Origin of the sequence: Campylobacter sp. 110, assembly GCF_002383965.1 — a bacterium.
Taxonomy (GTDB): domain Bacteria; phylum Campylobacterota; class Campylobacteria; order Campylobacterales; family Campylobacteraceae; genus Campylobacter_D; species Campylobacter_D coli.
The window spans coordinates 125,245-151,829 of record NZ_NXBD01000049.1; the positions used below are offsets into that span (position 1 = coordinate 125,245).

Sequence of the window (26,585 nt, forward strand, 5' to 3'; positions counted from 1 at the left end):
TTGGGCTAAATTTGACTTATTAAACTTTCAATATTATAATTTCTTTATTATATTTTAATTTTTAAATATTATCATGCAAACACAAGATAAAAACAATAAAAAAATCATACCGATAGAAACCTATCGCTTAGCTTTCTACATACTAGGACTTCAAACACTCTATTAGCTCCTTTTAAGATATTTGTATTGTTAAATATTTTAAAGGATTTTTTATGTCAAATATTTTTAGCACCTTAAGCCCTTTTAGGCTTTTTGTTAAATGTGCTGTGCCTAATGTAATAAGCATGGCATTTATTTCTTTTTATTATATTGTTGATGGAATTTTTGTTGGAAAATATCTAGGAAATGACGCTTTAGCAGCTTTGGCCTTGATTATTCCTTTTATTATGATATCTTTTGCTTTGGCTGATATGATAGCCATTGGTTCAGCTGTGCAAATTTCTATGCATTTAGGACTTGGGAAGAAACATTTAGCTAGAAAAATCTTTAGTTCTAGTATGTTAATTATCTTCCTTATTTCATGCTTGGTAGGTATTTTAGAATATCTTTTAAGTCCTGTTTTGATCGATTTTTTAGATGTAAATGAAGATATCAAATCAATGGCAAAAGAGTGTATGCTTGTATTTGCTTTGTTCGCCCCCTTTACTATGTGTTCTTTTGCTTTGGATAATTATCTTAGAATTTGCGGAAAAACAACTTATAGTATGACAATGAATGTGATTATAGCATTGAGTAATATAGTGCTTGATTATATTTTCATCGTTGTGTTGGGTTGGGGCTTGTTTTCAGCAGCTCTTGCGACTTGCTTGGGGCTTATGCTAGGCGGTATTTTTGGAATTTTTCCTTTTTTATTTCAGAATTTAGAGCTTAAATTTTCAAGTTTGTATATGAATATGAAGATTTTTAAAAACATAGTTTATAATGGAAGCAGTGAATTTTTTGGCAATATCTCGGGTTCTTTATATGGTATATTTGCTAATTTAGTTTTGTTAAAAATTTCAGGCACTCAAGCTGTTGCTGCTTTTTCTATCGTTTCGTATATTGATAATTTTATCATTATGCTTATTATTGCTATGGGTGATGCGATGCAACCTGCATTAAGTTATAATTATGCTAAAAAAGATTTTTCAAGGATGAAAGATATTTTAAAGGTAATGTTTTTTGCAGGTGCGATTTTATCTTTATTGTCTATTGCAATGATATTTGTTTTGGGTAAGGATTTAGTAGGATTATTTACTCAAGAAAATGATCAAGAATTTATCATTTTTGCTTATATGGCTTTGATGTTGTTTTCTTTTAATTATCTTTTTGCGTGGTTTAATGTTTTAAGTGGTTCTTTTTTAACAGCGAGCAATAAAGCGAGTTTTTCTTTGATTTTAAGCTTGAGCCAAAATCTTTTTATTCCTTTATGCTTTCTTTTGATTTTATCGTCTGCTATGGGGTTAAAAGGAGTGTGGCTTAGTCCATTTTTTGCTGAACTTTGTGTTTTGATTTTAGCTTGTATTTTTGTTAGAAAACTTTTTAAGAAACTATCGTTTTTATAATGATAGTTTCTTTAGATTGATTTTAGAATTTATATCCTACACCTGTAAGCAAGATGTGGTATGTTTCATCGTAAAAATCTATATCACTATTTCTTTTTTCTAAGCCATAATTTGCAAAACCATAAAGTGAGTTATAGCCTAAGAATTGATTTTTTACGAGCTTGAGATTGAATTTTGTAATGCTACCATCTTGTTTTTGGTTAAAAATAGGATCGGTGCCATCTGCTTTGTATTGATTTAAGCTTAGGCTTGGAGTTAGGATATAATTTCTTGCAAAAACCAGATGTGTCCCTATTTTAAAGCCATATCTTGAGTAGCTTTGAGCCTTTCCATCAGCATCATTATAATCATAGTTTAAGCCTAAATTTAATAAAGAATAATTATAGCTTAATTCTAACTCATGATAATTTCCCTCTCGTTTAAGAGAAGCAAATTCTATACTTTCTTTATCTAATTTATTTTTTGCAAAAACATAAGAAGCGTTGAATTTTCCAAAATCACTTTCATAAAGTTGTGAAATTCTAAAGCCGTATTTACTTACATCGGTTTCTTCACGATTGTCTATAAAATAAGGATTAGCATAAGCTTTTTCTCTTAAAGATGAAATGAAAGAAAAAGAAGTGCTAAAGCGTTCTAAATAAGCTCTTTCATATCCTAAGGAAATACCGCTTAAATCCCTTCCGTTGTAGTTTTTAAGAAATACTCTATCATTATCGATTAAATTCCCATAGTAAAGCTCAAGACCTATAAAAGGGATAGCAGAAGTATCGGAATTATCGGCATTGTATCCGCTTAGATAATCGCTATTTGCTAGAGGTGAGATATTACTCTTAACATCTCTTACACCTACTCCTAGGCTTAAATTTCCACTAAAACCACTTTGAAATTCTATAGATGAAGCTTGACTTACAAATAAAGAGGCCAAAGCAAAAGAAAATAAGGTTTTTTTCAAGATAAACTCCTTGATAGTTTTTGATTAAAATTATAACTTTATTGTAACTAATATTACTTTAATTTTTTATAAAAAGCTTATGTGAATTTTTAGATTCTTTTAGATAAAATCTTTCAATAAATTTTACTCAAAAAAGGAAAATAGGTGCAGCAAGAGCATTTTGATTTGGATTTAGAACGCGCAATTTTAAGTAGTTGTATTATGAGTGAGGATGCTTATTCTAGTATAGCAGGAGATATAGAACCTAAAGATTTTAGTCTTAAAGCTCATCAGGATGTTTTTAAAGCTATTATTGCTTGCGTGAATGCTGGAGAGCCTATATCGATTAGTTTTTTAAAAAAGCATAAAAAAATAGACGAGCAAATTTTAACCGAGATTATCGCAACTCCTTCGATAATAGATCTTCCCGCTTATGTCAATGAACTTCGCGAAAAGTCGATTAAAAGACAGCTTTTAAGCTTTGCCCATCTTTTGCCAACAAGGATCAATGATAATCGCGCAGTCAGTGAAATTTCTGATGAAATTGGCAAGGAAATTTTTAACATCACCAATCGTGTAAACACCAACGATATCAAAGATATAGAAATAGTCTTAAGCGAGCTTTTGGAAGAATTTAAAAAACAAAAAAGCCTTGAAAACAAATCCGTGATAGGACTTGATACAGGATTTGAAGATCTAAATACTATGACCAAGGGTTTTAAAGGTGGGGAGCTTATCATCATCGCAGCGCGCCCAGGTATGGGAAAAACAACTTTGTGCTTAAATTTTATAGAAAAGGTTTTAAGACAGGATAAAGGAGTGGTGATGTTTTCGCTTGAAATGCCTGCTGCTCAAATCATGCAAAGAATGCTTTCGGCAAAAACTTCCATTCCTTTGCAAAAAATCTTGACTGCGGATTTAAATGATAACGAATGGGAACGCATAGGCGATGCTTGCAATTATTATTCTAAAAAGAAATTATTTATCTATGATAGTGGTTATGCGACTATCACAGATGTAAGAGCGATTTTAAGGCGTTTAAAGGCTCAAGAAGAAAGTATAGGGCTTTGCGTGATCGACTATATAGGGCTTATGATGAGTAATTCTAATTTTAATGATAGGCATTTGCAAGTCAGCGAAATTTCAAGAGGGCTTAAGCTTTTGGCAAGGGAGCTTGATATGCCTATCATCGCGCTTTCACAGCTCAATCGTTCTTTAGAACAGCGTGCAAACAAGCGTCCTATGATGAGTGATTTGCGTGAAAGTGGGGCTATAGAGCAGGATGCGGATACGATTTTGTTTGTGTATCGTGATGAGGTTTATAGAGAGCAAGATGAAAAAGAGCGTGAAAATAAAGCGAAAGCCGAAGGCAAGCCTTATCAAAGAAATTTTATCCCTAATCCTATGCAAGAAAATGCTGAAATTTTAGTCGGCAAAAATAGAAATGGCCCTGTAGGGGTTGTCGAGGTTTTATTTTTAAAAGAAAAATCTTGTTTTGTGGATAAGCCACGATTTGAGAGTGTTGAATTTCAGGAGTAGGGATTAACTCTATAGGTCGAGCTTAATTTGCCATAAAGAAATTTAGAAAGAGAACAAAGTCAAAAGTCTAAACTAAATCAATAATAACTAAAGTCCAAAATACCCATAAACAAGCGGTTTTAATAAGAGGTGTTTAAGAGATTTTAAGTCCTTTTGTCATGGAGCAAAACTCTATAAATTTTCTAGCCCGAAAGCTAGATTAGGCTGTATAAAAAATTGATATTAATAAATTCTTAAAATGCTTTAATAGTTCTTTTGCTAAGTAAAGCTTCATTTGCATTGGAACAACCCCTTTGTTGAGTTTCATTCATTTTCTCCATTTTTTTACATTCTGCAACTCTAGCTTTAGCCTCATCTAAGTGTGCTTTATAATAATCGCTTGTTTTTACTTCATCCCCACAACCTGCTAAAAAAGCCAAAGCGCCTAAACCAATTAACCTACTAAAAATAAAATGTTTCATTGTTCTTCTCCTTGATTTGATATAGAAACAAAATATTTTAGCATTATTTTATTTCTATTTAAGAGCGTCTGAGTTTGATTTACTTCAAGTTTTTTTAATACAACCTGCATCTTTTATAAATTTATCCATTTTTACCTGTTGCATTATTCTTTGATTGCTAAGTAATGAGTAGATATATTATTTTAATCTATAATAAGTGATTTTGATTTTTTGAGTGGTTTTTGCAGTCTGCAATTTTTCATCAGGGTTTTGTTTTAGAAAACTTTATATTGAAGTTTTAATTGTTGTTATGTATCATTAAATTTTTATTATAAAGAATTTTTAAAAAAAGAGATTAAATTCTACTTTAGATTTGGAGTGTTAAATAAGTAAAGTATTTGTTTAAAATATTATTTGTTAATTGAATAAGTTTGATTTGTTTTTGGATTATATATGAAATAATTAAAGTAGTGGTGGATTTAGCAGAATATTAAAAAAAGTATCTAAATACCTATAAAATAGATATTTTATATTTTATAGTAACCCATTAAATAACCCAGTTTTCTAATATGATTTTTTAATATTAAAATCCGATTAAAATGCCTATAAACATATTTCTTAAAATCCGATTAAAAATGATATGTGCTTTTATTAAAATCCGATTAAAAACAATACGATAATCTTTGCCAGTGCTTTTTAATATAATAGTGTTTGTATAAAAATATAAAAAATGGTTTTTGTTTTTTTGCTTTCTTAGTAAAGAGCAATAAGTATTCCATAATTGCTAATTTAATCTTTGATTAATAGTTTTATTATTTTTTATATATTATAATTTTTAAATAAAAATATCATTCCTTAAAGCTTCGTTTGTTAATTACTTAAAGACTTCTTATGTTTAATAAAAAAGATATTATTGTTAATGCAGTTCCCGTTAAGCTTTTTGCAAGTAATTTAGGTTTGTATGATAATTTTTATAGAAATGTAAATGAGCTTAAAAGTGGTTTTAAAATCAAACAAGTAGGAAATAATTTTTTTGTTTTGCTTCCTGATTGGTTTATAAAATTGCTAGAGATAGGATATGATTGTTATGTGATTAAGCCTTATGATGATTTTAAATATGAATTTAAAGTTGAACTTTCTAAAAAAACTGAAATAGGATTTTACAAAAATGACAATTTATAAACTTTGCAAGTGTGGTAAGAAAATACAAACTCATTTAAGAACTTGTGAAGAATGTGATAAAACTTTTAAGAAAATAGCAAACAAAAGATATGATTGTTTTAAAAGGGATAAGCAAAGTTCAGATTTTTATAATAGTGTAGCTTGGAGAAAATTAAGAAATGCTTTTATAAATAAAAATCCATTTTGTATAAGGTGTGGAAAGTTTGCAAAAATTGTAGATCACATTATACCTATTAAGCAAGGTGGCAAGAAATTAAGTGAAGAAAATTTGCAAAGTTTATGCTTGGCTTGCCATAATGAAAAGACTAAAAACGAGCTTAAGGGGTAGGGTATGTAATCTCTATGAAAGCCAATCCTATACACCGAAGCGGTAGACACGAAAAATGCGAGCCAGTTTTTTACATAATGTTATACTTAACCTACTAACTAACTAACCAAAACACAAGCAAAGCAAGGTAAAATCTTTATTTGAAATTTTTATTTTTATCAAAAGCGTTCTAAAAAAGCCAAATTTTGCTTTAAATTAACTAACACGCATTTTAACGCCTTAAAATATCATTAAAATACAAATAAAAAAAGGCGTTTAATGCAAAAAGAATTTTTAAACATTGATGAGGTTTTGCAAATTTTAAACATTAATTCTAAAATCTATTTGAGTAGATATTTAAAGAAAAATGGCATAAAAGTATTAAAAGGAAAAACTAAACCCTATCCAAAAGATGAAATTTTAAGACTTGCTAAAAAAAGACAAGATGAAAATCATTACAATTCTAAACAAAACGAAGTTATTTTGTATATTGATGAAAATTCGATAAAAGAAAAGCCAAAGGCAAATAAAACAGAACAAATACAAACGCAAGATGATTTTAAGCCTTTAAATTTAGAAACCATAGAGCAAGAACTCACACAAAAAACTATCAAAGATTTAGAAAATTTAGGCATTTATAATCCTTTAGAAAATGATATTATTAAAACTTATGTTAAAAATCTCATTTTTTTAGAATGCACAAGCAAGGAAATGGAGAAAAAAGGTTTTACAACAAGCACAGATAAAGGAACGCCTATTGTAACGCCTGAACTTATAGCTTTTAATTCTTTGACTAAAAATATTATAGGCTTAGCAAAAGTTTTAGGCATAGGCTCTCCAAATCGTGCAAGGCTAAATTTAAAAGATAAAAAAGAAAAATCAGCTTTTGATGTGCTTTTAGAAGATGAAAGTTAAATTATGGATAAATTAAGAGCAAGAGAAGATATATTAAATTACGCTTTAGCTTATATTAAACAAAAAAACAAAGAATTTGAAAACTCGCCCTTTTATATTGATGAGAAAATAGCTAAAAAAGCGGTTTTATTTATTTCTCTTTTAAAGCACACCGATGGCGAATTAGCCGGTAAGCCCTTTCAGCTTTTAAATTTTCAAATCGAGTTTATCATCGATATCATCGCCACTTATTCTAAGGAAAAAAACGCCAGAAGATACTCTTACGCTTTGCTTTTTATCCCAAGAAAAAATGGTAAAACAGAGTTAATCGGAGCTATTTTGCTTTATTTTTTATTTATTGATAAAGAAAAGGGTAAAAAAATATATTGTGCCGCAAATGAAACCGAACAAGCAAAATTAGTTTTTAATGCTGCTTCATCTATGGTAAGCCAAGAAGAAGAATTAAATAAAATGTGCTATCAATATAAAACCTATAGAGAAATCCGTAAGAAAAACGCTAAATTTGAAGATTTTATAAAGGTTCTAACAGCTACAAGTGAGACAAAAGACGGCTTAAGACCTTATGTTTTTATTTACGATGAGCTTCACGCTGCCAAAAATGGGGATTTATATAAGGTTTTAGAAGAAGGAACGGCAAGTCGTGTAAATTCTTTATGTATAGTCATTTCAACAGCAGGATATAATCATTTTGGAGAGATGAAAAAGCAATATGATTATTGCAAACAAGTTAAAAATGGCATTATAAACGACCCATCAACTTATGCAAAGATTTATGAGCCTGATGCTGATGATGATTGGAACGATGAAAAAACTTGGATCAAAGTTAATCCTGCTTTGGGTTATGGCGTAAAGCTTGAAAAATTAAGAGAATATTATCAAAAAGCTTTAGCAAACGCAAATGATGAGGTGAGTTTTAAAACAAAACATTTAAATATATGGACTTCAAATGCTACTTCTTTTATAAAAGATGATGATTTTTTAAAATGCAGTTTTAAAGATCTTGATTTAAAAGGCGATGTTTATGTTGGACTTGATCTATCTGCTACCACTGATTTAACTGCTTTAGCTTTAATTTGCGAAGTGGATAAAATCTTACATGTGGATTTTAAATTTTATGCACCAGAACTTAGTGCAAGAGAGAGAAGTAAAAGAGATAAAGTGCCTTATTTAGAATGGGCAAAACTTGGCTTTTTAACTCTAACGCCAGGTAATAGTGTTGATTATGACTATTTAATTAACGATATCTTAGCTCTAAATAAAAAATTAAATATCAAAATGATAGGTTATGATCCATGGAATAGTTTAGAAGTAGCCAAAAAGTTAAGCGATGAAAATATAGAGTGCGTTCAGATTAGACAAGGTTTTGCAAGTATTAGCGAACCTTTAAAAGAATACCAAATCAGAGTTTTAAAACAAACTTTAAATCACAATAACAATCCTATTTTTAGATGGTGTAATTCAAATTTAGTTATTGATCAAGATGCAAGAGAAAACATAAAGCCTGATAAGAAAAAATCAAGTGAAAGGATAGATGCAATTTCGGCTTTAGTCACTGCAATCGCCACTAAAAACAGCATAGAAAAACCAAAAATCAATGTTTATGAAAAAAGAGGTATAAGGTTTTTATAGCTTAATAAATTTAGAAGTAAAAATGAGTAAAATTATATTTTTCAAGGAGTTTTTTTGATAAATTGTAATGATAAATTTGATAAATGGAATAATGAAAAGAAAAAACTACAAATAAAAGAAAATAAAATAATAAGCATAGGTAAGATTTATTGGGTTAGCATAGGACAAAATATAGGCAGTGAAGTTTATGGAAAACATAATGACTTCAAAAGACCGGTTTTAGTTTTAAACAAAATATACATTGAGGATTATGTTAATCTTTTTGTTGGCGTTCCATTAACAAGCAAAATAGAAAATAAAACAGGTTTTCTTTATCATCACTTCACAGATAGTAAAAACAGAAAGCAAGTAGCTCTATTATCACAAGTAAGAACCTTTGATACTAAAAGAATAATAAGTTATTATAATGGAAAAATCAAAAAAGAAGATTTAGAAACAATTAGAGAAAAAATAACAAAGAAAATAATATCCCCGCACATGGCGGGGTAACTCGTAAATGAGCCAACTCTCCTTATCAGAAGAAGTCTAAAACCTACTTTTAAAGTTTTACAATTCTTATGATCACTGAGAAATTATATCATTTTTTTTATAAAACGCACTTTAACGCCTCAAACTTTTTTTAAAATAAGTAAAAAATAAAGGTTTTGCATGTTCAATAAAATAAGATCATTATTTACAAAAAAAGCACGAAATAATGAATTTGTTAATAGCTTAGAAATTTTATTAGAAGATAAAATAAAAGCTGAGGAACTTTCAGCAGTAATTGCCGCAATCTCAAATATTAGCGAGACCATAGCATCTTTGCCATTAAATTTATATCAAAGAACAACTGATGGATCAAAACTAGCCTCTAATCACCCCTTATATGAACTCATCAAAATCGCACCAAATGAAACAATGACACCTTTTACACTCTTTGAGGCTTTTATGGTACAAATGTTAATTTATGGCAATGGTTTTTTATATCCTGTTAAAAAAAGAAACGGGGTGATTAATTCTATAGAACTCATAGAAAATAAAGACATTAATATCTTTAAAATGAATGGAAAGTATTTTTATCAAGCTTACTCAAAAAATGGCAGTATTGTTTTAAATTATGATGAGGTTTTAAATGTGCCTTATCATACTAAAGATGGAGTAAAAGGTATCGCACCGCTTAGAAAAAGCAAAAATACCACAGAACTTGCAACAGCTATAGAACAGCACGGACTTAGCTTTTTTAAAAATGGAAGTTTTACAAGTGGCGTTATATCTGTACCAAATGAATTAAGCGAAGAGGCATATTCGAGATTAAAACAATCCTTTAAAGAAAATTATAGCCAAAAAAAAGCTTATAATATTTCTATTTTAGAGGGTGGAGCAAGTTATGCACAAACTACAAGTGCGAATAAAAATAGCCAGTTTTTAGAAAGCAAACAATTTCAAGTGATAGAAATCGCAAGACTTTTTAATATCCCACCGCACAAACTTGGAGATTTAAGTCGTGCGACTTTTTCAAATATCGAACAACAAGAGACAAATTATATGGTGCAAACCATAACACCTCTAACAACTAAAATCGAACAAGCCCTAAATCGCTTTTTATTAAACCAAAATGAAAGAAAAGAATTTTATTTTAAATTCAATATCAACGCTATTTTAAGAGCTGATAGTTCTTCAAGGTGGGAAAGCTATGTAAAAGCTTTAAGTAATGGCGTGATGAGTATAAACGAAGTAAGAGCCTTGGAAGAAATGAACCCAATTGATAATGGAAACGATCATTTAATACCGCTTAATCTTGCCAAAATAGATGAAAAAGACACACAAAAAGGCAATCAATGATAGAAGTAAAAGGCTTGAACGAATTAATGAAAGATTTGCAAAGCATAAGTAAAAAAGCTTTGCCAAATGCGGCTAAAAAAGGAGCTTTAGAAGTAGCAAAAGAAATCACAAATGATTATAAAAAGAATATTCCTAAACAAAGTGGACTTTTAAAGCAAAGTGTTAAGGCAGTTTCTAGTTATACTTTAGAAAAAGGTGTTTATCGTGCTGCTTCGGTTGTTTTTAGAATGAAAAAAGTAGGTATAAAAAGATTTGAAAAATTAAAAAATGCTAAAAAATGGACACAAGCAAAGAAAAATGAGAGAAAACAAAGAATGGATTATTTTGCGAGTGCGTATTATGCTCATTTTATAGAGTATGGATTTTTTCATAAAGGCGGAGTGAAAAAAAGTGCAAAAGGAAAACCAAATATAAGCGGAAAAAACACTTTTGTAAAAGGCACTTATACCATGCAAAAAGCAAAAGAGAAAATAGACCCAAAAATGCAAAGCTTGGTTACAACAAAACTAAATGCTGAGTTAGACAAATTAGGATTTTAAATGAAGGAATTTTTAAGCGATTTTTTAATGGGACTAAGCAAGGAATTAAATATAGAAATTTACCCACTTTCAAGGCAAAAAACAAAGCTAGAAAAAGCATTTTTAATTTATGAAATCACAAGCGAAGAATTAAATTTAAGTATAGATGATAAAATCTTAAGCAAAGAATTAGAAATTAATTTGAGCCTTTATACTCCAAAATACAAAGATTTAAGAGAGTTAAAAAGCAAAATTGAAAGTTTTATTTTAAAATTTTATAAAAAACCTATTGAAATTTTAATACATGGAGAAGATAAAGATGAAGAGAGTGGATTTTTTACGAGTGAGATTTTTATCACTTATCGTTTATAAATTTCTTTTCTATGTCCTACTTCAAGACAAAGAATAGTTAATTTTTCATCATTATTTAAACAGATTAAGCGATAATCATTTATCCTATAACGCCACAAGCCTTTTAAATTTCCTTTTAATGCTTTGCCTTTTTGATTTGGACTTTCTAGGCTTTGTATTTCTTCTTTCCATTTTTTGATTTGTTTTTGAACTTCTTTATCTAGTTTTTTAATTTGCTTTACTGCTTTTTGGCTAAAATCAATTTGTATCATAAACCAAGCTCTTTAAAAAGCTCATCAGCACTAATGCTTTTTTTACCGCTTGCTAAATATTCTTTATAAGCAACTTCTCCTATTTTTGCATCTTCTAAGTCTTCTAAAAATTCCATAATTAAAGCTTGAATAATTTCTTCTTTGCTTGTATTTCTTTCTTTGGCTATGTTTAAAAAAGCTTGTTCTTTTTCGCTTGATAATTCTATATTTAGACTAAGCATTAAAATTCCTTTTTTTGAAAATTATAACAAAAAATTAGAAAATAAAATACAAAAATATAGTTTTATGAAAAATATCTCTTAATACGCATTTTAACGCCTTAAACTTTTTATAAAATCTCCTTACATTACTTATATAAGGAGAAAAGATGTCAAAAGACAAAATAATTACAGATGCCCCTGATGTGCAAGGGCTTAGAGTTTTAGTTTTATCTCGTGCTATGGAAAGTTTAGGAAAAGAAGCTATTCAAGCAGGATTTTTAACAAGTATTTCAGGTCTTAAAGGTGGAACTAGAGAAAGTCAAAAACTAAGCCCAATCAACGATAGAGATTATGAAGAAATCAACGCAGTGGGCAAAAAAACTTCAGCTACTGTAAATATGAATTTACTTTATAAATTTGTTAAAGATGGTAATTTAGAAAGCTATGAGGGGGTAAATTATTTAGAAAAAGCTTTTGAAGAAAATGAAGAAGTTTTTATCATCGTAGAGATTAATGATGAGAGAAAAACCATGCTTAAAATCAAAATGAAATTAACAGGCTTTGAACTTCAAAGCGAAGCAAATAATAAATTCAGTGCAAATATCACAGCAGAAAAAATCGGCGAAGCTAAAGACATCACACCTTTTAGATTTGAAGAAAGTCAAAATATAGAACACACTACAAAAGCTTTAAATGTGGGCGATGTGATGAGTGATAAAAAAGGTAAAATTATTTATTTTTACCCAAAAGAAAGCACACTTGAAAAACCAGAATTAAACGATGAAAGAATGGTTTATGTTTTTGATGAGGTGCGAGGTGTTATACCAAATCCTAGCACACAAACTTTTAATGAAAACAATGAATTTATAACCACAAAAGAAGCTGATAAAGTTTGGGAAAAAGAAAATGATGAAAATATTATCCATGAAAGCAAAACCGAACCAGAACAAGGGCAGATTTATGAGGAATTAAAAGGAAAAACATTATATTTTTATCCAAACGCCTTAACACTTCTTTATCCTGCAAATGAAGATATTCGCAAAAAATACACCATAGATCAAAGCTCAGGCATAGCGAGTGAAGCCACAATGCAAACTTTTTTAAATGGAAAATTTAGTGATGCTTTAAGAAAAGGAGGTAAAAAATGAAATTCAATGACTTTTTAAAACAACATTCTTTAAGAGAAAAAGAAATTTTAATCGAAGGTATTGATGAAAAATTCACAATTCGCCAACTTTCTATGCTCGAACAATTAGAGATTATGGAAAAAAATGGCATAGAAATACAAGAAAATAAAGATGATAAAATCAGCATCGATTTTATTAAGAAGAATTCAAATTTTAGAAAAGAAATCATCTTAAAGTGTTTAGTAGCTCCAAAAATCGATGAAAAAACCTTTGATAATCTCAATCAAGAGGGTTTAAACATTATCGCAAAAGTCGCAGACGAAATTTTAAAATTCACAAATGAAGTCCCAAAGCAAGAGAGCAAGGGCGATTAATTTATCGCCTTGCCCTTGCATTAGGAAAAACCATAGGCGAGTTAGAACAAAGTATAACACAAAGTGAGTTTAACGAGTGGATGTATTTCTTAAGCACCGAGCCTTTAGCAAGTGATAGAAACGAAATGCAAATGAGTATTTTACTTAATATGTTAGCTTCTTTTATGGGTGTAAAATCGACTAATGAAGACTTTTTATTATGCTCTCATTTAAAACATACTAAGCAAAATACTAACGAAAATCAAAAAATCGATATTAAAAAATTACAAGATGACTTTTTAAGTCTTTTAGGATAGATGATGATTTATTTCTATATTGAATTCTTTTTCGTTTGGATAATTTTGCAAAATTTGCTTAAATTCTTTTGTATAATCATCGCCAAAAGCATTATTTTTGATAGCAAATTCCAAAGCAAAAGCACTCATAAGCACACTTTTACCTTGCTTTGTTTTTATGAAATTTTCATGAGCTTCTTTAAAGGCGATAAGCTCTTTTTCGCAACTTTTATAATCATTAAGAAATTTTTCATTTTTAAATATTTTTTGGCTTTTGCTCCACATCAGAAAAAAGACAAAACAAATAAAAACAAAAGCAAAAAAATTAAGCTCTATATATGGAAAAAACATAATTTAAAAACTCCATTTTTTATCTTAAATTCTACTCAAAAAAACTAAAAGGAACATAAATGGCTAAAAATGTTAAAATCGGCGTTAGCGTAGATACAAATAGCGGTGTGGCGAGTATTGGAGGTTTAAATAAAAGTTTTAATCAATTAGGAAATGTTACACAAGCGACAAATAAATACATAAAAGATATAGAAAAGAGCTTTTTAGGACTTTCAAAAAGCGTAATTGACATGAACGCCCATTTAACACAAGCTTATCAGGGTTATAAAACTTTAGCACTTGATATAAAAAATTTTGGTAGCTCTTTTATAGAAGCAAGTAAAAGTTTTGAGACTGCAAAAACTCAACTTGCTTTTATAACAGCCACCACGCATTCAAATATTGATACCACAGGAAAAGCGATATCACAACTTGAAAAATGGAAAGCCGCTACAAAAAGCAGTGAAAAAACGTTTAAAGATTTTAATGATTTGCATACTAAAACAGGCTATTCTTTGCAGGATTTATCAAGTATGTTTCAATCTTTTGCCTCCACAGCTTTAAATAATATGAGCTTTGATGAAGCTAAAAAAGCTTTTGAAAGTATTATGATAGCAACCTCAAATACTTCCATGAGTGCTAATCAACTTTCAATTACTATGGATAGTTTAGGAGCTGGGGCATTTAGCGCAAGTGGAGATTTAAGAAGATTTGCTGAAAGTTTAGGTATTACAAATGATGCTATGAGCGAAGCAAAGAAAAATGGTAAGCTTTTTGATTTATTTATAGAAAAAACCAAAGAGTTAACAAAATATACAGACTACACAACGCAAACCTATGAAAAGCAAATGCAAAAATTTGAAGCTAATATGCAAATGTTACAAGCTGAAATTTCAAAACCTATTTTTGATACTCTTAAAAGCTCCCTTATAGATATAAACACTTATATTAAAGATAATGAAAAAGAAATTAAAGCGGGCATTAAAGCTATTACCGAATTTGCTACTTCTTTTAAAGATTTGGCTATTGGTGCAGGACTTGCTTATGTAGCTTTTAAAAGTTTTAATTCTTTTAAGAATTCATCTTTTTTTACAAGTTTTAGTAATGGTATTAAGAATGTTAAAAAAGATTATGATGATTTAGTAGAAAAGCAAAAAACAAGCCTTGAACTTATAAAGAAAAATGAGAATTTAAAAATTCAACTTCAAGGTCTTAAAGAAGCTAAAAACGACTTAGAAAAGCTTAAAGCCTTAATGCCAGATTTAGCTAATTATGCAAAATACAATAATAAAATAGACTTAGGATCGATAAATAAAGATGGAACTAAAAATTTAAGCGGTGTAATGATAGGAAGGGAAGCTTTGCTAATCGAACAAGGTGCAAGAAGTGAAATAAAAAGATTGCAAAAAGAAATTATAGACAATGAAGCACTTATTAATCAAAATATAATAAAAAGAAATCCCTTGTTAAGCACCATAAAAGGCACTATGAGTAATTTAGCAAATTCTGCTTTAAATTTTACAAAGGCTTTAGCTCCAACTGCTGGGCTTATAGCTTTGATGACTTTTATAGAAAAGCTTTATACGAATTGGGATAATTTTGACAAAGCTTTAGAAAAAACATCAAAAAGAAAGCTAGAAAACAAAAGTTCAAAAGAATTAGATGAGTATGTTAAAAATCTTAAAAGTCAAATGGATGCCTTAGAAGCAAATGGAAGTGTTTTGGGAGCTCAAATCACATCAAAATTAGATTTTTGGCATATAAAAGAAGGTGTAGAAAGTGTTTTAAAAGGCACTGATTATATGTTTGAAAGTGTTACCGGAAAACAGCTAAAAATGAATAAAGAAGCTAGAAAAGCTTACGAACAAATACAGGCAAATTTAAAACTAGCCGAAGAAGCCACCAAAAAAGCAAAGGAGCAAGAATTTAAACTAGAAGCTATTGATAATCTCCCTGCTAGTGTTAGCAAAGCCATGGAAAGTTTGAAAGCTTTAAGGATACCGCAAAGCACAGAAGAACAAGCCGAAAATTTAAGAAAACAATATGAGCTTATCAGCGAAACCATACAACAAATCACGAATAATGCAAATTGGAATAAAGACTTAGCAAAATTAGAGCAATATAACGCTTTAGTAGCTCAAAGAACGCATTATGAAGAATATATAAATAAACAAGAAGAGCAAAGATTAAAAAAAGAAAAAGAAATCGCCAATCAAAAACTGGCAGAACGCATCAAAGAACAAAATGAAGCCTTAAAAGAAATTTCACAAATAGGCATGAGTGAATACGATAAAAAATTAAGCCAAATTAATGAAAAATTAAAAGTATGGAAAAAGTTAGGCATTGATAAAAACAAATTAAAACAAGCAGAAGAAAGCCTTAAAATTAATCTTGATCTAGAAAGTGCAAATAAAGACTTTGAAGATACTAAAAATTTAATGATTGAATTTTATGAAAGTATAGAAAATAAGCAGGAAGCTTGGGCATTAAAAGAAATTGAGCTAAGAGACAAATACAGCAAATTATTAAGTGAAAATCTCATCAAAGAAGAAGATTTTAAAAAGATGATAAAAGCCAATAAAGACGCTTATTTTCAAATGGGCAAAGACAGTAAAAAAGCCATGAGCGAAGTAGAAAAAAACTATAATCAAATGATAGCAAATATGCAAAAAACGATAGAAAGTAGCTTTTTTGATGTTATAAATGGGAAAATAAAAACCTTAAAAGATTTGTTTAAAGATTTAGGAAAAACCATTTTACAAGATTTTTTAAGTCCTTATATTTCATCACTTAGTGGCTTTTTATCTAAGGCAGGAGCTGGAGTATTGAGCGGTTTAATGCCTAATTTTGCTTTTGGTAATGTGAATTCACACTCGCAAACAAATGCTTTTAGCTCAGTTGTTGAATTTGCTAAAAATCAAGGTTTAAATTTAAATAGTGATGGCAAATATCAAGGTGTGGTTAATGGTGTTGAGGTAGTCATGGATAAAACAGGCACCATAGAAAAAGGAAATAATGCTTTTAATAATGTGAGTAATATTATAGAGGGTGCAAGTAAATTAGATGGCATTATGAGTGGCGAATGGATAGATAAAGCGGGCGCCACTTATGATAAAGTTATGAATTGGTTTGGCAGTAGTCAAAATGCAGGAAGTGAAATAAGTTTTAGTGATGCTTTAAATGCGGATGGTTTTAGTGATTTTTTAAGTTCAAGTTCTGATATTAGCACTACTATTGAAAATTCAAGCACAAATATTATAGATAGTATAGGCAATGGCTTTAGTTCTTTATTTGATAATTTACAAGGTTATATCAATTCAATAGGCACTTTTGGCAGTAATCTTTTAGCTAATGGTTCAGCTTATTTGGCAAATTTTTTAGGACTTGGTGCAAGCTTTACAAACGGTGCTTCTTTGGCGGGTATGGGATTAAGTGGTGCAAGTAATGCTTTATCTCTTGGTTTTGGTGAGGGCTTGGGCTATATAGGTGGCACTTTAGCTAATGCAGCAATGGGCGGACTTCTAGGTTATGGCATAGGAAGCTTAGGAGATTGGCTTTTTAAGGCTGATACTCACGCAGGAACAGGTGGTGCGATAGGTGGTGCATTAGGTAGTATTATAATGCCTGGCATTGGAACTATAGTAGGTGGGCTTTTAGGATCAGTCATTGGTGGTATTTTTGGAAAAACCAAAGTAACAGGAAGTGGCTTACAACTTTGGGAAAATATAAATTTTAGTGATTTTTTTACAAATTCTAATTTGCAAGGTTATGTAGACTATCAAAAGAAAGGATGGTTTAGTAAAAAAAGCTGGACAGAATATAATAATTTAAGTGATAAAAAAATCAAAGAAATCAATCGTGTTTTAGAAAACCAATACGCAACACTTGTAAAATTAAATGCCAATTTAGATAAGTTTGAATTAGTAGCTGGAAAATACGCTAATAATTCTTTATTTGATACGGCTTTGCCTACTGCACTTTTAAAAAGCTTTTTAAATATCGATGATAAAAGCGAAATCGATGCACAAATTGTAGCAATACAAGAAAAGGCAAAAGCAAATAATATAAGCTATGCCCAGCAACTTTCTAATCAATTTGGTACTTTTATGCAAATGCAAACTAGCATTTTAAATCAAATTTATAAAAATGATCCAACAAAACAAGCAAAACTAGCTTATGATGATACCATGTATGCTTTAAAAACTGCGATGAGAAATGCCACAGGTGGATTTAGTCTTTTTGGATTAAGTGAAGAAAGCTTTAAAGATTTAGGACAACTTAGTGCCGAAGCACTTAATAAAGCTTTCAATGAGAGCTTAAGGCAAGATTTTAGCCCTGAGAATTTAGAAATTTGGCAACAATTAACACAAGCTTATACGCAAGCACAAGAACAAGTTAAAAATCTTTTAAATTCTATCATACAAAAAACACAAGAACTTATGCAAATCAATCAAAGCTTTTTAAGTGCTAATGGTATTTCAAGTAGTATTTTTGAAGTTAATCATCTAATGAATTCTTACGCAACCTTAATGAGCGGTTTAAAAGATGATTTAAATGATAGCGAAAAAGAAATGTTAAAGGATATTTTTAGTGCTAATGATAAGCTTTTAAGTTTAGGTTATGAGGGTTTAAATGAATTTTTAAGCACGGGTAATACTGAACTTAGAAAACAGCTTGTAGATATCATTACACAATTTAAACAAATAAGCGACAAACAAGGCGGTTTAATCTTTTCAAGCGAACATTTAAACAAACTCGCTGAGGTAGAAAAGCTTATTAATGCGTATGAGAACAAAGATGAAAGCAAAGAAGCAGATCAAGTAAGGTTAAATGAAAATAATAAACTTTTAAGTAAATTAAATAGCGAACTTGGTATTTTAAGTTCTTTGGGTTCTTTTAGCACTAATTTAATCAATCAAAGCATAGCTACAAGCGAGAGCGTGGCGTTAAACTACGATAAAATTTTAAAACAAGCTAAAAATGATTTTAAAAATGGCAATCTTACAAGTTCAAGCTTTAGTGCCTTGCAAAACGCTGCAACGCAAAAAGCAAACGAGATCAAAAATCAAGCTTCAAGCTTTGCAGAGTATCAATTACAAATGCTTAAAATGGCAAATGAAATGAAAGATTTAGGTGGTGAGGCAGATTTAAATTCAATACAAGATAAAATAGAAGCCATTACAGAAGAAAATAAAAAATTACAAGAAAAGTTAGATCAAACTTTAAAAGACACTTCTAATATGACTTTAGAAGAGTTAAAAGAGTATAAAAAAACTCTCATTGCGCAAAGTGAAGCAGAAATTGCAAAAATGATCGAGTATTTAGGCGAAGAAAGCCCTATGGCTAAATATTTACAAGAAACGATTAAATCTATAAAAGATGGCGCCTCTCTTACAGAAACAACGCTTAAAAATTTAGAATATGCACTTTTGCAATATCAAAATAATCAGGCAAATATAGATAAAGATTTAAATAATGAGATTAAAAATCCTTACAAAAAAATGAAAGCTTTTGCAGATGGCGGGATAGTTACACGCCCTACAAATGCTTTAATTGGAGAGAATGGTTATCCTGAGGCTGTAATTCCTTTAAAAAATGGCAAAGGTTTAAAAATCGATGCAAGTGGAGTTTTTGAAAAAATAGGCATCGCTTTTGAAAAAGCTATTAATAAAGGTTTTAATTCTTTTGAAGAAAAACTAGACTTAATCGCTTCAAAAATTGACAATGTAGATAAAAGTGTAAAAAGAGCAAATATGGATTTAAGTATTTTAACTAAACAAACTAGAGAAATTGCAGAAAATATTTAATAAGGAAAGAAGATGACTATAATTAAACCTTTAGAATTTGAAGTTTTACAAAATTTAGCTAAAAAAGATGAAACGCCTTTATGGGATAAGGAAGTAAGTTATAAAAATAATGAAAAAGTGCAATTTAAAGGTTTTGTTTGGGTAAGCGCAAGTGATGAAGATACGCATGAAGAACCTGATGTGTATTTTGATAAATGGGTTAAATTTGCACCCATCAATGAAAATGCTTTTTTTGATGATGAATTAAATACTCAAACAAAATGTGATAAAGCTTGGAGTGTAAAATTGAAAGTAGATGGGGTATTTGATACTTTAGCATTTTTAAATTTAGATGTTTCAAAAATAAAGATAGAAACATTAGATGGCAAAATCATTTATGAAAAATCAATGTATTATAAAAAATCTCGCACTTGGTGGGAATATTTTTTTAGCAAATTTAAAGTCAATAAAGAAGATTTTGTGTTTTTACCTTATCCTATTAACTCAGAAATTTTAATAAGTTTTGAGCCTGCTAAAATAGGGTGTAATGTAGGACATATTTTAATAGGAAAAAAAGAATTTGCAGGTGTTACAATCTATCCTGCAAATAGCACTTATATAAATTACTCAAAAACTTCAACAAATGAATGGGGAGTAACAAATGTAGTAACTGGTAAGAAAGCAAAATACTTAGAATTTATAGTTGCTGTAGAAAAAAAAGACTTTGATTATTATGATGATTTAATAGCAGGACTTTATAATACTAAAGCCTTATTTATAGGAGATGAAAGCGAATTGGGCTTTAAAAAATTAACTACTTTTGGAATTTTAAAAGATTATTCTGCACCTTTAGAGGATCAAGATTATATGCAATATAAACTAAATATTCAAGGTTTGATTTAAAAAATAAAAAATATCTTCTAACACGCACTTTAACGCCTTAAAAATTTTCTAAAATCCTTATAAAACTTCAAAAAAGGATTTTAAAATGAGTTTTAAAAACATAAGAGCAGATACCGCAAGACTTAGAAGCGTTAGCGAAGAAAATATGTCTTTAAGCTTTGTCATGGTTTCAAATTCTAATGCTTGTTTGCGTTTTGATTGGGAGCTTGGGGACTATATAGAAGAGCTTGATGTAAAAGGTGCGAGATTTGAAAATCTTAAAACTCTTTTTAAAGATCATAAACCAAGCGTAGATAATGCTATTGCAAGAATTGAAAATATAAGAATTGAAAATAATGAGTTAGTTTGTGATTGTATCTTTGCCAAAGACGAAAAAAGCTTAGATATCTTTAAAAAATATCAAGATGGAATTTTAAGCGATGTGTCAATTGGTTATAGAGTTTTAAAGCAAGTTGTAGATAAAAAAAGTTCGCCTAAAAGGGTTCTAGTTACAGAGTTTGAAATTTTTGAACTCAGCGCTGTTTGGAAAGGTGCGGATAAAAACGCTAAAAAACGCTTTGAAGAAGATGAAGAAAAAAAGAAAATCAAAGCCTTAAGTGAAGCTAGAGAGCGAGAACTTAAACTTTTAGAAATATCAATTTAAACAAGGAGAAAAAACAATGCAAAAATTAAGACAAGAAATAGGAAATTTACACGAACAAATGGTGGCTTTATCAAATAAGGCTAAAAACGAGCAAAGAAGCTTTAGTGCTGAAGAAAACACAAAATACGAAGCTTTAATGCAAGATTTTGAAAGTAAAAGAAAAGAACTCTCAAGAGCTGAAGCAGAGCTAGAAAGAGAAAAATATTTAAATGAGGTTGTAAGCCCTGTTTTAGGACAAAATCCTAAAGGAGAGGATGAAGATTTAAATGAAGAAAATCATATGCGTTCTTTTGTGAATTATTTAAGAAATGGAAGTATTGACAATATTTTAAAAAGAAATGTTTTAAATGAAAGCACAGCAGAGCAAGGTGGGATTTTAGTCCCTACAACTTTGCAAAGTAAAATAAGAGAAAAATTAAATGATCTTAGTGTTATTAGAAAGATTGCTACAGTGCAAAAAAGCTCTAGCAATCAAATTATACCTGTTTTTGATGAGATGGGGGAATTTTCTTGGCTTGGCGAACAGGAAAGCTTTACTGAAGTTAGTGCTAAATTTAGTTCTTTAAGTATAGGTGCACATAAGCTTGGCGGTATTATTAAAATCAGCGAAGAACTCTTGAGTGACAACATTGCAAATCTTGAAAGTTTTATAGTGCGAAAAGCCGCTGAAAAGATTTCAAAAACAGAAGAATTAAGTTTTATTAATGGAGATGGAAATAAAAAACCAACAGGACTTAAAAATGCTAAAAAAGCGTTTACACTTGCTTCAAATCAAGGTATTACAAGCAATGATATCATAGATGCTTTTTTCAGTTTAGACAGTGCTTATCGTAAAAATGCCACTTGGCTTGTAGGAGATGAGTTTATGAAAGCTATTTATAAACTTACAGATAATGATAATCGCCCATTGTGGCTACCTGCTTTAAGTGCTAATGGCTATGACACAATTTTAGGTAAAAAGGTAGTTTATTGTTCTGGTGTTGATGGTTTTGGTGCAAGCAAAGTCCCTGCATTTTTTGGAGATTTTAGTTTTTATGAAATTTGGGATAGATCAAGTATGAGTTTTACAAGACTTAATGAGCTTTACTCTCAAAATGATTTAATAGGTATTAAAGTGCGTTTAAGACTTGATGCAAAGCTTATGGATAATTCGGCAGTTTGTAAAATTGTATGCCCTGCTTAAAGGATGGAAGATGAAAAAAGTAGTTTTCAAGTGTTGTTTAAGCGGTAATATTTTTTATAAAAAAGGTGATGAGGTTTTACTTGAAGATAGTGAAGCCTTAAGGCTCTTAGAAAAAGGCATTGTGGAAATCGTGGAACAAGAAGAACAAAAACAAAATACTGATGAAAAATCAAATACAGATAAAAAGCCACAAGAAGATCAAGAAATGCAAGAAAAGCCACAAAAACAAAACGAAAAAGAAGATAAAAAAGGTAAAAAATGAGATTAAAGGCATTAAAAGATAGCAAAAAAGAACTCATAGACATTCAAGAATTAAGAGACTTTTTAAGAATTGATAGCGATGTTTTTGATGCAAATTTAAAACAATTTTTAAAAGCTGGAATGAATGAATTTGAAACAAGAACCAATCGCATTTTAGCTTTAAATGATTATGAAGTTGAATTTTTTAATGAAAGGGTGATTTTAGCTCCTTTTAATGCTTTAAAAAATGCAAATTTTAAAGCCGAGTTTAAAACAAATGGTGGTGTGCTTTATGCAATAGGTTGTGGGAATATGATTGTAAATTTAGGTTTTGAAGAATTGCCACAAGACATAAAATTGTGGCTTAAAAATTATGTTTTAATGGCTTTTGATGGTGTGAGTATGCCTAAAATTTCAAGTGCTTTAATCACTCGCTACAAAATAGCTTATTTTTAAAAGGCAATGGCAATGAAAGCAAATGGATTTAAGCATAGAGTTAAAATTTACAAAAAAGAACAAAGCAAAAATGAGTTTTTAGAAAGCGATTTTACGCAAGATTTACTTTTTAAAGAAGTTTATGCAAGTTGTAAAAATCTAAGTGCGGATGTTAAAGAGTTAAATAGTGGCTTATCTTTAGTCGCTACGCATGAATTTGAGCTTAGATTTTTAGAGCTTGATTTTTCTTATTTTCTAGTTTTTAGAGATGAAAAATATGAGATTGTAAGCTTGGAAGATGAAAGCCAAAACAAGAAATTTTTAAAAATAAAAGCAAGGAAATTTCAATGAATAAAATATCTTTCATTAATACTTTACCTAAAGCACCTGATATGGCTAATCCTGTTGATTTTGACAAGGATGCTAATAACTTTGTTAATGCGCTTGTTCCTTTTTCAAAAGAGATTAATGATTTTATTAAAGATATAAATATATTAAGTGCTTCCTTGATAGAGCTAAACTCTAATATGATCTCTTATACTAATTTGGCTTTAGAGCAAATTGACAGTAAAACAAATATAAATATCTTAAAAATAGAAAATTTTTGCAAAGATTTTCAAAATGTTTTAGAGCAAAAAGCTAAAGAAAGATTAAAAGAATTTACCGATGAATGCCTAACCATAGTTGAAAACAAAGGCTATGAGATGATAGAAAGATTAAATGATAATGGCGTTGGAGCTGATTATATCGCTATTTCTCAATCTCTAACTCATAGCTTAAGCTTAGAACGCTTTATTATGGAAAGAGGTTTTATTAAACTAAGAAAAGAAGAAGCCCTAAATTTAGATGATGTGAATTTGAGTTTAGAAGAACAAAGAAGAGATATAAACCTTGCCCAAAAAGCTTTAGAAAATATCACAAACATACTCTCTTCACAAAACGAAATTAATTTAACTTTAAAAGGAGAAAACAATGCTTGATAACTCAAAAATAAGAAGCACAGAGCTTTATGCTACGCTAAGTCAAGCTACTAAGGATGTTACAGCCATAAGAGAGTGGCTTTATGCTTCAAAAGATAGGATTGATGAGCACATTTTAGAAAATTTAAATGCTTTTGATGAAAAAGTAAAAGAAGCTTTACAAAACTATGAAAACTTAAGCGATGAAAAACTTAATATGCTAAAAGAACTTTATAAAAAAGTGGTTTATCCTTTTGATTATGTAAGTGATGAAGAACCTACAATGGCCAATGTGAATGAAACTTGGTTTAAAACTGATGAGGCTAAAATCTTTAAATTTATTAAAAATCCACAAATCACTTTCTTACAAAAAGAAAGACCTAAAGAAAGAAAAATTAATGATATTTGGTTTAAGCCTATGGATGATGTTAATTTACAAGTAGGCGAATTTTATCTTTGTGAAAAAGTGTTAAAGAATGAAGCTTGGATAAACCCATCCTTGCCTGAGAATTTAGAACCTGCATTTAATCAAGAAGAAGCTCCACAAAATGCAACGCTTGGCGATATTTGGAAAAAAGGGGATGAATATTTTGTTTATATTAAAACCACAAGTGGCAATTCTTGGACTAGCCCTGAAAACCCAAGCGAATATACACCTACTTATGAAAGCGAAGAAGAACCAAGTGAGGCAAAACTTGGCGAAATTTGGAAAAAAGGAAATGAGTATTTAATCTATGCAAGAGTGACTAACGATACAGCTTGGATTTTAAAGTCTGATCTAGGGCTTGATGCTTTTATTTGGTTTAATGAAGAAAAAGAAAATATAAACTTTATACTTTCACTTATAGGGGATTTGAAAAAAGAAGATGAAAAAGAAGAAACAAGCAAAAATGAAATAAAGGATCTGGAACAAAATTTAAGCAATAAACAGGAAGAATTAGAAAATATTAAAAAGCAAATCGAAGAAGCATTAGCAAAAGACCCACCACAAAATGTAGATAACCTCAATGAGAAAAAGACGCAATTAGAGCAAGAAATCACAAAGATGCAAGAAGATTTAAATCATAAACAAAATGAATTAGAACAAATACAAAAAGATAAAAGTTTGGTTAGTCAAAAAATGCTTAGTGATGCCCTTAAAGAAAAAGTAGGATTAAAAGGTGATGAGACTTTAAATGGAAATAAGACTTTAAATGGAGATAATATATTTAATGGCACAAATACTTTTAATCAGGCATTAACTTCTCGGGCCGATCCAACAAATGATAATCACTTAACTAGAAAATGGTATGTAGATTATGGTGGTGGAATTAGAAATCTTGGCACAACTGGCAGTATAAATCTAGATTTAAGACAAGCTCAGCATTTTATCTTAACAATGACAGCCAGAGGAGCTATTGGTATAGCAAATTGGGGTGGAGCAGGTAAAAGTGGAACTATCACTGTCAATAATGCTCAAAATATCACTGCTTTTTCGGCACCTTTTAAATTTAGAATAGCTCAAAGTGGATTTAGTGGCACTGAAACTTTTGCTTATTTTTGCATAGCTTCGAATAATGTAAGATTAGTAAGGACTTAAAATGAACTGCCTCCTTCTTTCTAATAATGGCATAGCACTAAATTTACCTCCATCTTTAGGAGGCTCGGTTGCAAATTATAATTATATGTTAAAGCTAGACATGATTTATAAACAAGCAGTGGTATTGCCATCAAATATTAATAATAAAGAAGTGGTTATGTTAGGCGAAGTTTGGACGACTGGAAGTATGTCTAATAAAACTTCTGCAAATACTTTGAATATCACATGGAACATTTTTAACTCTAATGTAGAATTGCATGGTTTAAGTAAATATTACGCTGCCAATGCAAAAATCAAAGTAGAGAAAAAATTCAAATTTGGAAATATAAATAACTTACAAATAATGCTAAGTTCTTATCAAAGTGGTAGTGCAAATGCAACTCCTGGTTGGAATTTAGGTGGTGGGAATAGATTAAACCCAAGAGCAAAATTAACATTATACTGGAATTAAGAAAGGATAAATATGTTTTATGATTTAAAAAATAAAAGTTTAAAATATGATGATATTTTTTTAAAAGATGTAAAAATACAAAACGAAGAAGGTGAAATTGATGCACAAGATATTTATTTTTTAAGTGCTTGCGATAATGAGCTTTTAAAAGAGCTTGGTTTTGCTAAAGTTGAAGAAGAAGAAGAAGTGCCAAGCTTTGATGAAAAAACACAGACACTTAAGCAAGTTCAAAATTACGATGAAGAAAATAATCTTTATATTGTTTCTTATGAGATTAAAGAAAAAACCTTAGAAGAGTTAAAAGAATTAAAATTAGAAGAGTTAAAAGCTATAAAAGAAGAAAAGCTTTTGTTTATGCCTTTTAAAAATACTACATTTCAAATTGATACTGAAGCAAAAATTAATATCAGCGGAAAAGTTAGCGAGATAATGTTAGCAAATCTTAATAATACTCCTTTGGAAAATATTGCTTGGATTGATCAAGATAATAAAATCACTACATTTAACAAAGAAGAATTTCTAGAATTTGGGGTTGGTATCGCTAAATATACTGAAAGTATTATTTTTAAAAATGATGAACTAAGAAATAAAGTGAAAAATGCCACATCTTTAGAAGAATTAAATTTAATTGCATGGGAGAGTGAAAAATGA

General features: G+C 29.6%; 29 protein-coding genes. 24 read left to right on the forward strand and 5 right to left on the reverse strand.

Going from position 1 to position 26,585, the window contains the following annotated elements; translation table 11 throughout:
* Positions 1 to 212: 212 nt before the first annotated feature.
* Positions 213 to 1,544, forward strand: a complete 1,332-nt coding sequence (locus BGS43_RS07600; RefSeq protein ID WP_061474684.1) for an MATE family efflux transporter — start codon at positions 213 to 215, stop codon at positions 1,542 to 1,544.
* Positions 1,545 to 1,566: 22 nt separating this feature from the next.
* Here BGS43_RS07600 and BGS43_RS07605 read toward each other — a convergent pair whose 3' ends face one another.
* On the reverse strand, positions 1,567 to 2,496 hold the full coding sequence (locus BGS43_RS07605; RefSeq protein ID WP_044600561.1) for a DUF2860 family protein: 930 nt from the start codon (positions 2,494 to 2,496) through the stop codon (positions 1,567 to 1,569).
* Positions 2,497 to 2,640: 144 nt separating this feature from the next.
* Here BGS43_RS07605 and BGS43_RS07610 point away from each other — a divergent pair, with 144 nt between their 5' ends.
* On the forward strand, positions 2,641 to 4,014 hold the full coding sequence (locus tag BGS43_RS07610) for a replicative DNA helicase (protein WP_002780905.1): 1,374 nt from the start codon (positions 2,641 to 2,643) through the stop codon (positions 4,012 to 4,014).
* 233 nt (positions 4,015 to 4,247) lie between these two features.
* Here the strand turns inward: BGS43_RS07610 and BGS43_RS07615 are convergent, their stop codons facing one another.
* Entirely contained in the window at positions 4,248 to 4,475 is a 228-nt protein-coding gene (locus BGS43_RS07615) for an EexN family lipoprotein (protein ID WP_096569347.1), read from the reverse strand.
* 870 nt (positions 4,476 to 5,345) lie between these two features.
* Here BGS43_RS07615 and BGS43_RS07620 point away from each other — a divergent pair.
* The 8 genes from BGS43_RS07620 (at position 5,346) to BGS43_RS07655 (ending at position 11,198) form a co-directional block, all read left to right on the forward strand.
* Positions 5,346 to 5,636 carry a hypothetical protein gene (locus tag BGS43_RS07620; RefSeq protein WP_002788257.1) on the forward strand — a complete coding sequence of 97 codons (291 nt, stop codon included), beginning with the start codon at positions 5,346 to 5,348 and terminating at the stop codon, positions 5,634 to 5,636.
* A complete protein-coding gene (locus tag BGS43_RS07625) occupies positions 5,623 to 5,964 on the forward strand; it encodes an HNH endonuclease (RefSeq protein WP_002788260.1) in 342 nt (113 codons plus the stop codon). The genes BGS43_RS07620 and BGS43_RS07625 overlap by 14 nt, the downstream gene beginning before the upstream one ends.
* A 258-nt stretch (positions 5,965 to 6,222) precedes the next feature.
* Positions 6,223 to 6,858: a P27 family phage terminase small subunit gene (locus BGS43_RS07630; RefSeq protein ID WP_002788261.1), complete on the forward strand. Its 636-nt coding sequence runs from the start codon at positions 6,223 to 6,225 to the stop codon at positions 6,856 to 6,858.
* Between the two features lie 3 nt (positions 6,859 to 6,861).
* On the forward strand, positions 6,862 to 8,487 hold the full coding sequence (locus BGS43_RS07635; protein ID WP_002788263.1) for a terminase large subunit: 1,626 nt from the start codon (positions 6,862 to 6,864) through the stop codon (positions 8,485 to 8,487).
* A 54-nt stretch (positions 8,488 to 8,541) separates the two neighbouring features.
* On the forward strand, positions 8,542 to 8,976 hold the full coding sequence (locus BGS43_RS07640; RefSeq protein ID WP_002913302.1) for a type II toxin-antitoxin system PemK/MazF family toxin: 435 nt from the start codon (positions 8,542 to 8,544) through the stop codon (positions 8,974 to 8,976).
* Positions 8,977 to 9,135: 159 nt separating this feature from the next.
* The gene (locus BGS43_RS07645; RefSeq protein WP_002788272.1) at positions 9,136 to 10,308 is read left to right on the forward strand and encodes a phage portal protein; all 1,173 of its coding nucleotides are present in this window, start codon (positions 9,136 to 9,138) and stop codon (positions 10,306 to 10,308) included.
* Entirely contained in the window at positions 10,305 to 10,847 is a 543-nt protein-coding gene (locus BGS43_RS07650) for an HK97 gp10 family phage protein (RefSeq protein WP_002800770.1), read from the forward strand. Before BGS43_RS07645 ends, BGS43_RS07650 begins: the two co-directional genes overlap by 4 nt.
* The gene (locus tag BGS43_RS07655) at positions 10,848 to 11,198 is read left to right on the forward strand and encodes a hypothetical protein (RefSeq protein ID WP_002788276.1); all 351 of its coding nucleotides are present in this window, start codon (positions 10,848 to 10,850) and stop codon (positions 11,196 to 11,198) included.
* On the opposite strand, the gene BGS43_RS07660 is transcribed toward BGS43_RS07655, so the two are convergent.
* Together BGS43_RS07660 and BGS43_RS07665 are read right to left on the reverse strand one after the other, a co-directional pair.
* Complete coding sequence (locus tag BGS43_RS07660; RefSeq protein ID WP_002869971.1) at positions 11,186 to 11,449, reverse strand: type II toxin-antitoxin system RelE family toxin; 264 nt, start codon at positions 11,447 to 11,449, stop codon at positions 11,186 to 11,188. The genes BGS43_RS07655 and BGS43_RS07660 overlap by 13 nt on opposite strands.
* Entirely contained in the window at positions 11,446 to 11,670 is a 225-nt protein-coding gene (locus tag BGS43_RS07665; protein ID WP_002869970.1) for a DUF6290 family protein, read from the reverse strand. Before BGS43_RS07665 ends, BGS43_RS07660 begins: the two co-directional genes overlap by 4 nt.
* Before the next feature lie 146 nt (positions 11,671 to 11,816).
* On the opposite strand from BGS43_RS07665, the gene BGS43_RS07670 reads away from it, so the two are divergent.
* The 3 genes from BGS43_RS07670 (at position 11,817) to BGS43_RS07680 (ending at position 13,446) form a co-directional block, all read left to right on the forward strand.
* Positions 11,817 to 12,797 (forward strand): hypothetical protein, encoded by a 981-nt coding sequence (locus tag BGS43_RS07670; protein WP_002869969.1) that lies wholly within the window; start codon positions 11,817 to 11,819, stop codon positions 12,795 to 12,797.
* Entirely contained in the window at positions 12,794 to 13,150 is a 357-nt protein-coding gene (locus BGS43_RS07675) for a hypothetical protein (protein ID WP_002788281.1), read from the forward strand. The genes BGS43_RS07670 and BGS43_RS07675 overlap by 4 nt, the downstream gene beginning before the upstream one ends.
* A gap of 80 nt (positions 13,151 to 13,230) precedes the next feature.
* Positions 13,231 to 13,446 (forward strand): hypothetical protein, encoded by a 216-nt coding sequence (locus tag BGS43_RS07680; RefSeq protein WP_002788282.1) that lies wholly within the window; start codon positions 13,231 to 13,233, stop codon positions 13,444 to 13,446.
* Here BGS43_RS07680 and BGS43_RS07685 read toward each other — a convergent pair.
* The gene (locus tag BGS43_RS07685; protein WP_002788283.1) at positions 13,438 to 13,776 is read right to left on the reverse strand and encodes a hypothetical protein; all 339 of its coding nucleotides are present in this window, start codon (positions 13,774 to 13,776) and stop codon (positions 13,438 to 13,440) included. The two genes, BGS43_RS07680 and BGS43_RS07685, sit on opposite strands and share 9 nt — an antisense overlap.
* Before the next feature lie 59 nt (positions 13,777 to 13,835).
* Between BGS43_RS07685 and BGS43_RS07690 the strand changes: the two genes are divergently transcribed.
* The 11 genes from BGS43_RS07690 (at position 13,836) to BGS43_RS07740 (ending at position 26,585) form a co-directional block, all read left to right on the forward strand.
* Positions 13,836 to 19,562: a hypothetical protein gene (locus BGS43_RS07690; RefSeq protein WP_096569350.1), complete on the forward strand. Its 5,727-nt coding sequence runs from the start codon at positions 13,836 to 13,838 to the stop codon at positions 19,560 to 19,562.
* A gap of 12 nt (positions 19,563 to 19,574) precedes the next feature.
* Positions 19,575 to 20,444 (forward strand): hypothetical protein, encoded by an 870-nt coding sequence (locus BGS43_RS07695; RefSeq protein WP_002788286.1) that lies wholly within the window; start codon positions 19,575 to 19,577, stop codon positions 20,442 to 20,444.
* Between the two features lie 85 nt (positions 20,445 to 20,529).
* On the forward strand, positions 20,530 to 21,087 hold the full coding sequence (locus BGS43_RS07700) for an HK97 family phage prohead protease (RefSeq protein WP_002788287.1): 558 nt from the start codon (positions 20,530 to 20,532) through the stop codon (positions 21,085 to 21,087).
* Between the two features lie 16 nt (positions 21,088 to 21,103).
* The gene (locus BGS43_RS07705; protein WP_002788288.1) at positions 21,104 to 22,270 is read left to right on the forward strand and encodes a phage major capsid protein; all 1,167 of its coding nucleotides are present in this window, start codon (positions 21,104 to 21,106) and stop codon (positions 22,268 to 22,270) included.
* 10 nt (positions 22,271 to 22,280) lie between these two features.
* On the forward strand, positions 22,281 to 22,532 hold the full coding sequence (locus BGS43_RS07710; RefSeq protein WP_002788291.1) for a hypothetical protein: 252 nt from the start codon (positions 22,281 to 22,283) through the stop codon (positions 22,530 to 22,532).
* A complete protein-coding gene (locus BGS43_RS07715; protein ID WP_002788293.1) occupies positions 22,529 to 22,966 on the forward strand; it encodes a phage gp6-like head-tail connector protein in 438 nt (145 codons plus the stop codon). The genes BGS43_RS07710 and BGS43_RS07715 overlap by 4 nt, the downstream gene beginning before the upstream one ends.
* Before the next feature lie 12 nt (positions 22,967 to 22,978).
* Positions 22,979 to 23,296 (forward strand): phage head completion protein, encoded by a 318-nt coding sequence (locus tag BGS43_RS07720; protein ID WP_002788295.1) that lies wholly within the window; start codon positions 22,979 to 22,981, stop codon positions 23,294 to 23,296.
* Positions 23,293 to 23,925 (forward strand): hypothetical protein, encoded by a 633-nt coding sequence (locus BGS43_RS07725; RefSeq protein WP_002788297.1) that lies wholly within the window; start codon positions 23,293 to 23,295, stop codon positions 23,923 to 23,925. The genes BGS43_RS07720 and BGS43_RS07725 overlap by 4 nt, the downstream gene beginning before the upstream one ends.
* Positions 23,918 to 25,483 carry a coiled-coil domain-containing protein gene (locus BGS43_RS07730; RefSeq protein ID WP_096569353.1) on the forward strand — a complete coding sequence of 522 codons (1,566 nt, stop codon included), beginning with the start codon at positions 23,918 to 23,920 and terminating at the stop codon, positions 25,481 to 25,483. Before BGS43_RS07725 ends, BGS43_RS07730 begins: the two co-directional genes overlap by 8 nt.
* A gap of 1 nt (position 25,484) precedes the next feature.
* The gene (locus BGS43_RS07735) at positions 25,485 to 25,934 is read left to right on the forward strand and encodes a hypothetical protein (protein WP_096568397.1); all 450 of its coding nucleotides are present in this window, start codon (positions 25,485 to 25,487) and stop codon (positions 25,932 to 25,934) included.
* Between the two features lie 12 nt (positions 25,935 to 25,946).
* Positions 25,947 to 26,585, forward strand: a complete 639-nt coding sequence (locus BGS43_RS07740) for a DUF4376 domain-containing protein (protein ID WP_096568394.1) — start codon at positions 25,947 to 25,949, stop codon at positions 26,583 to 26,585.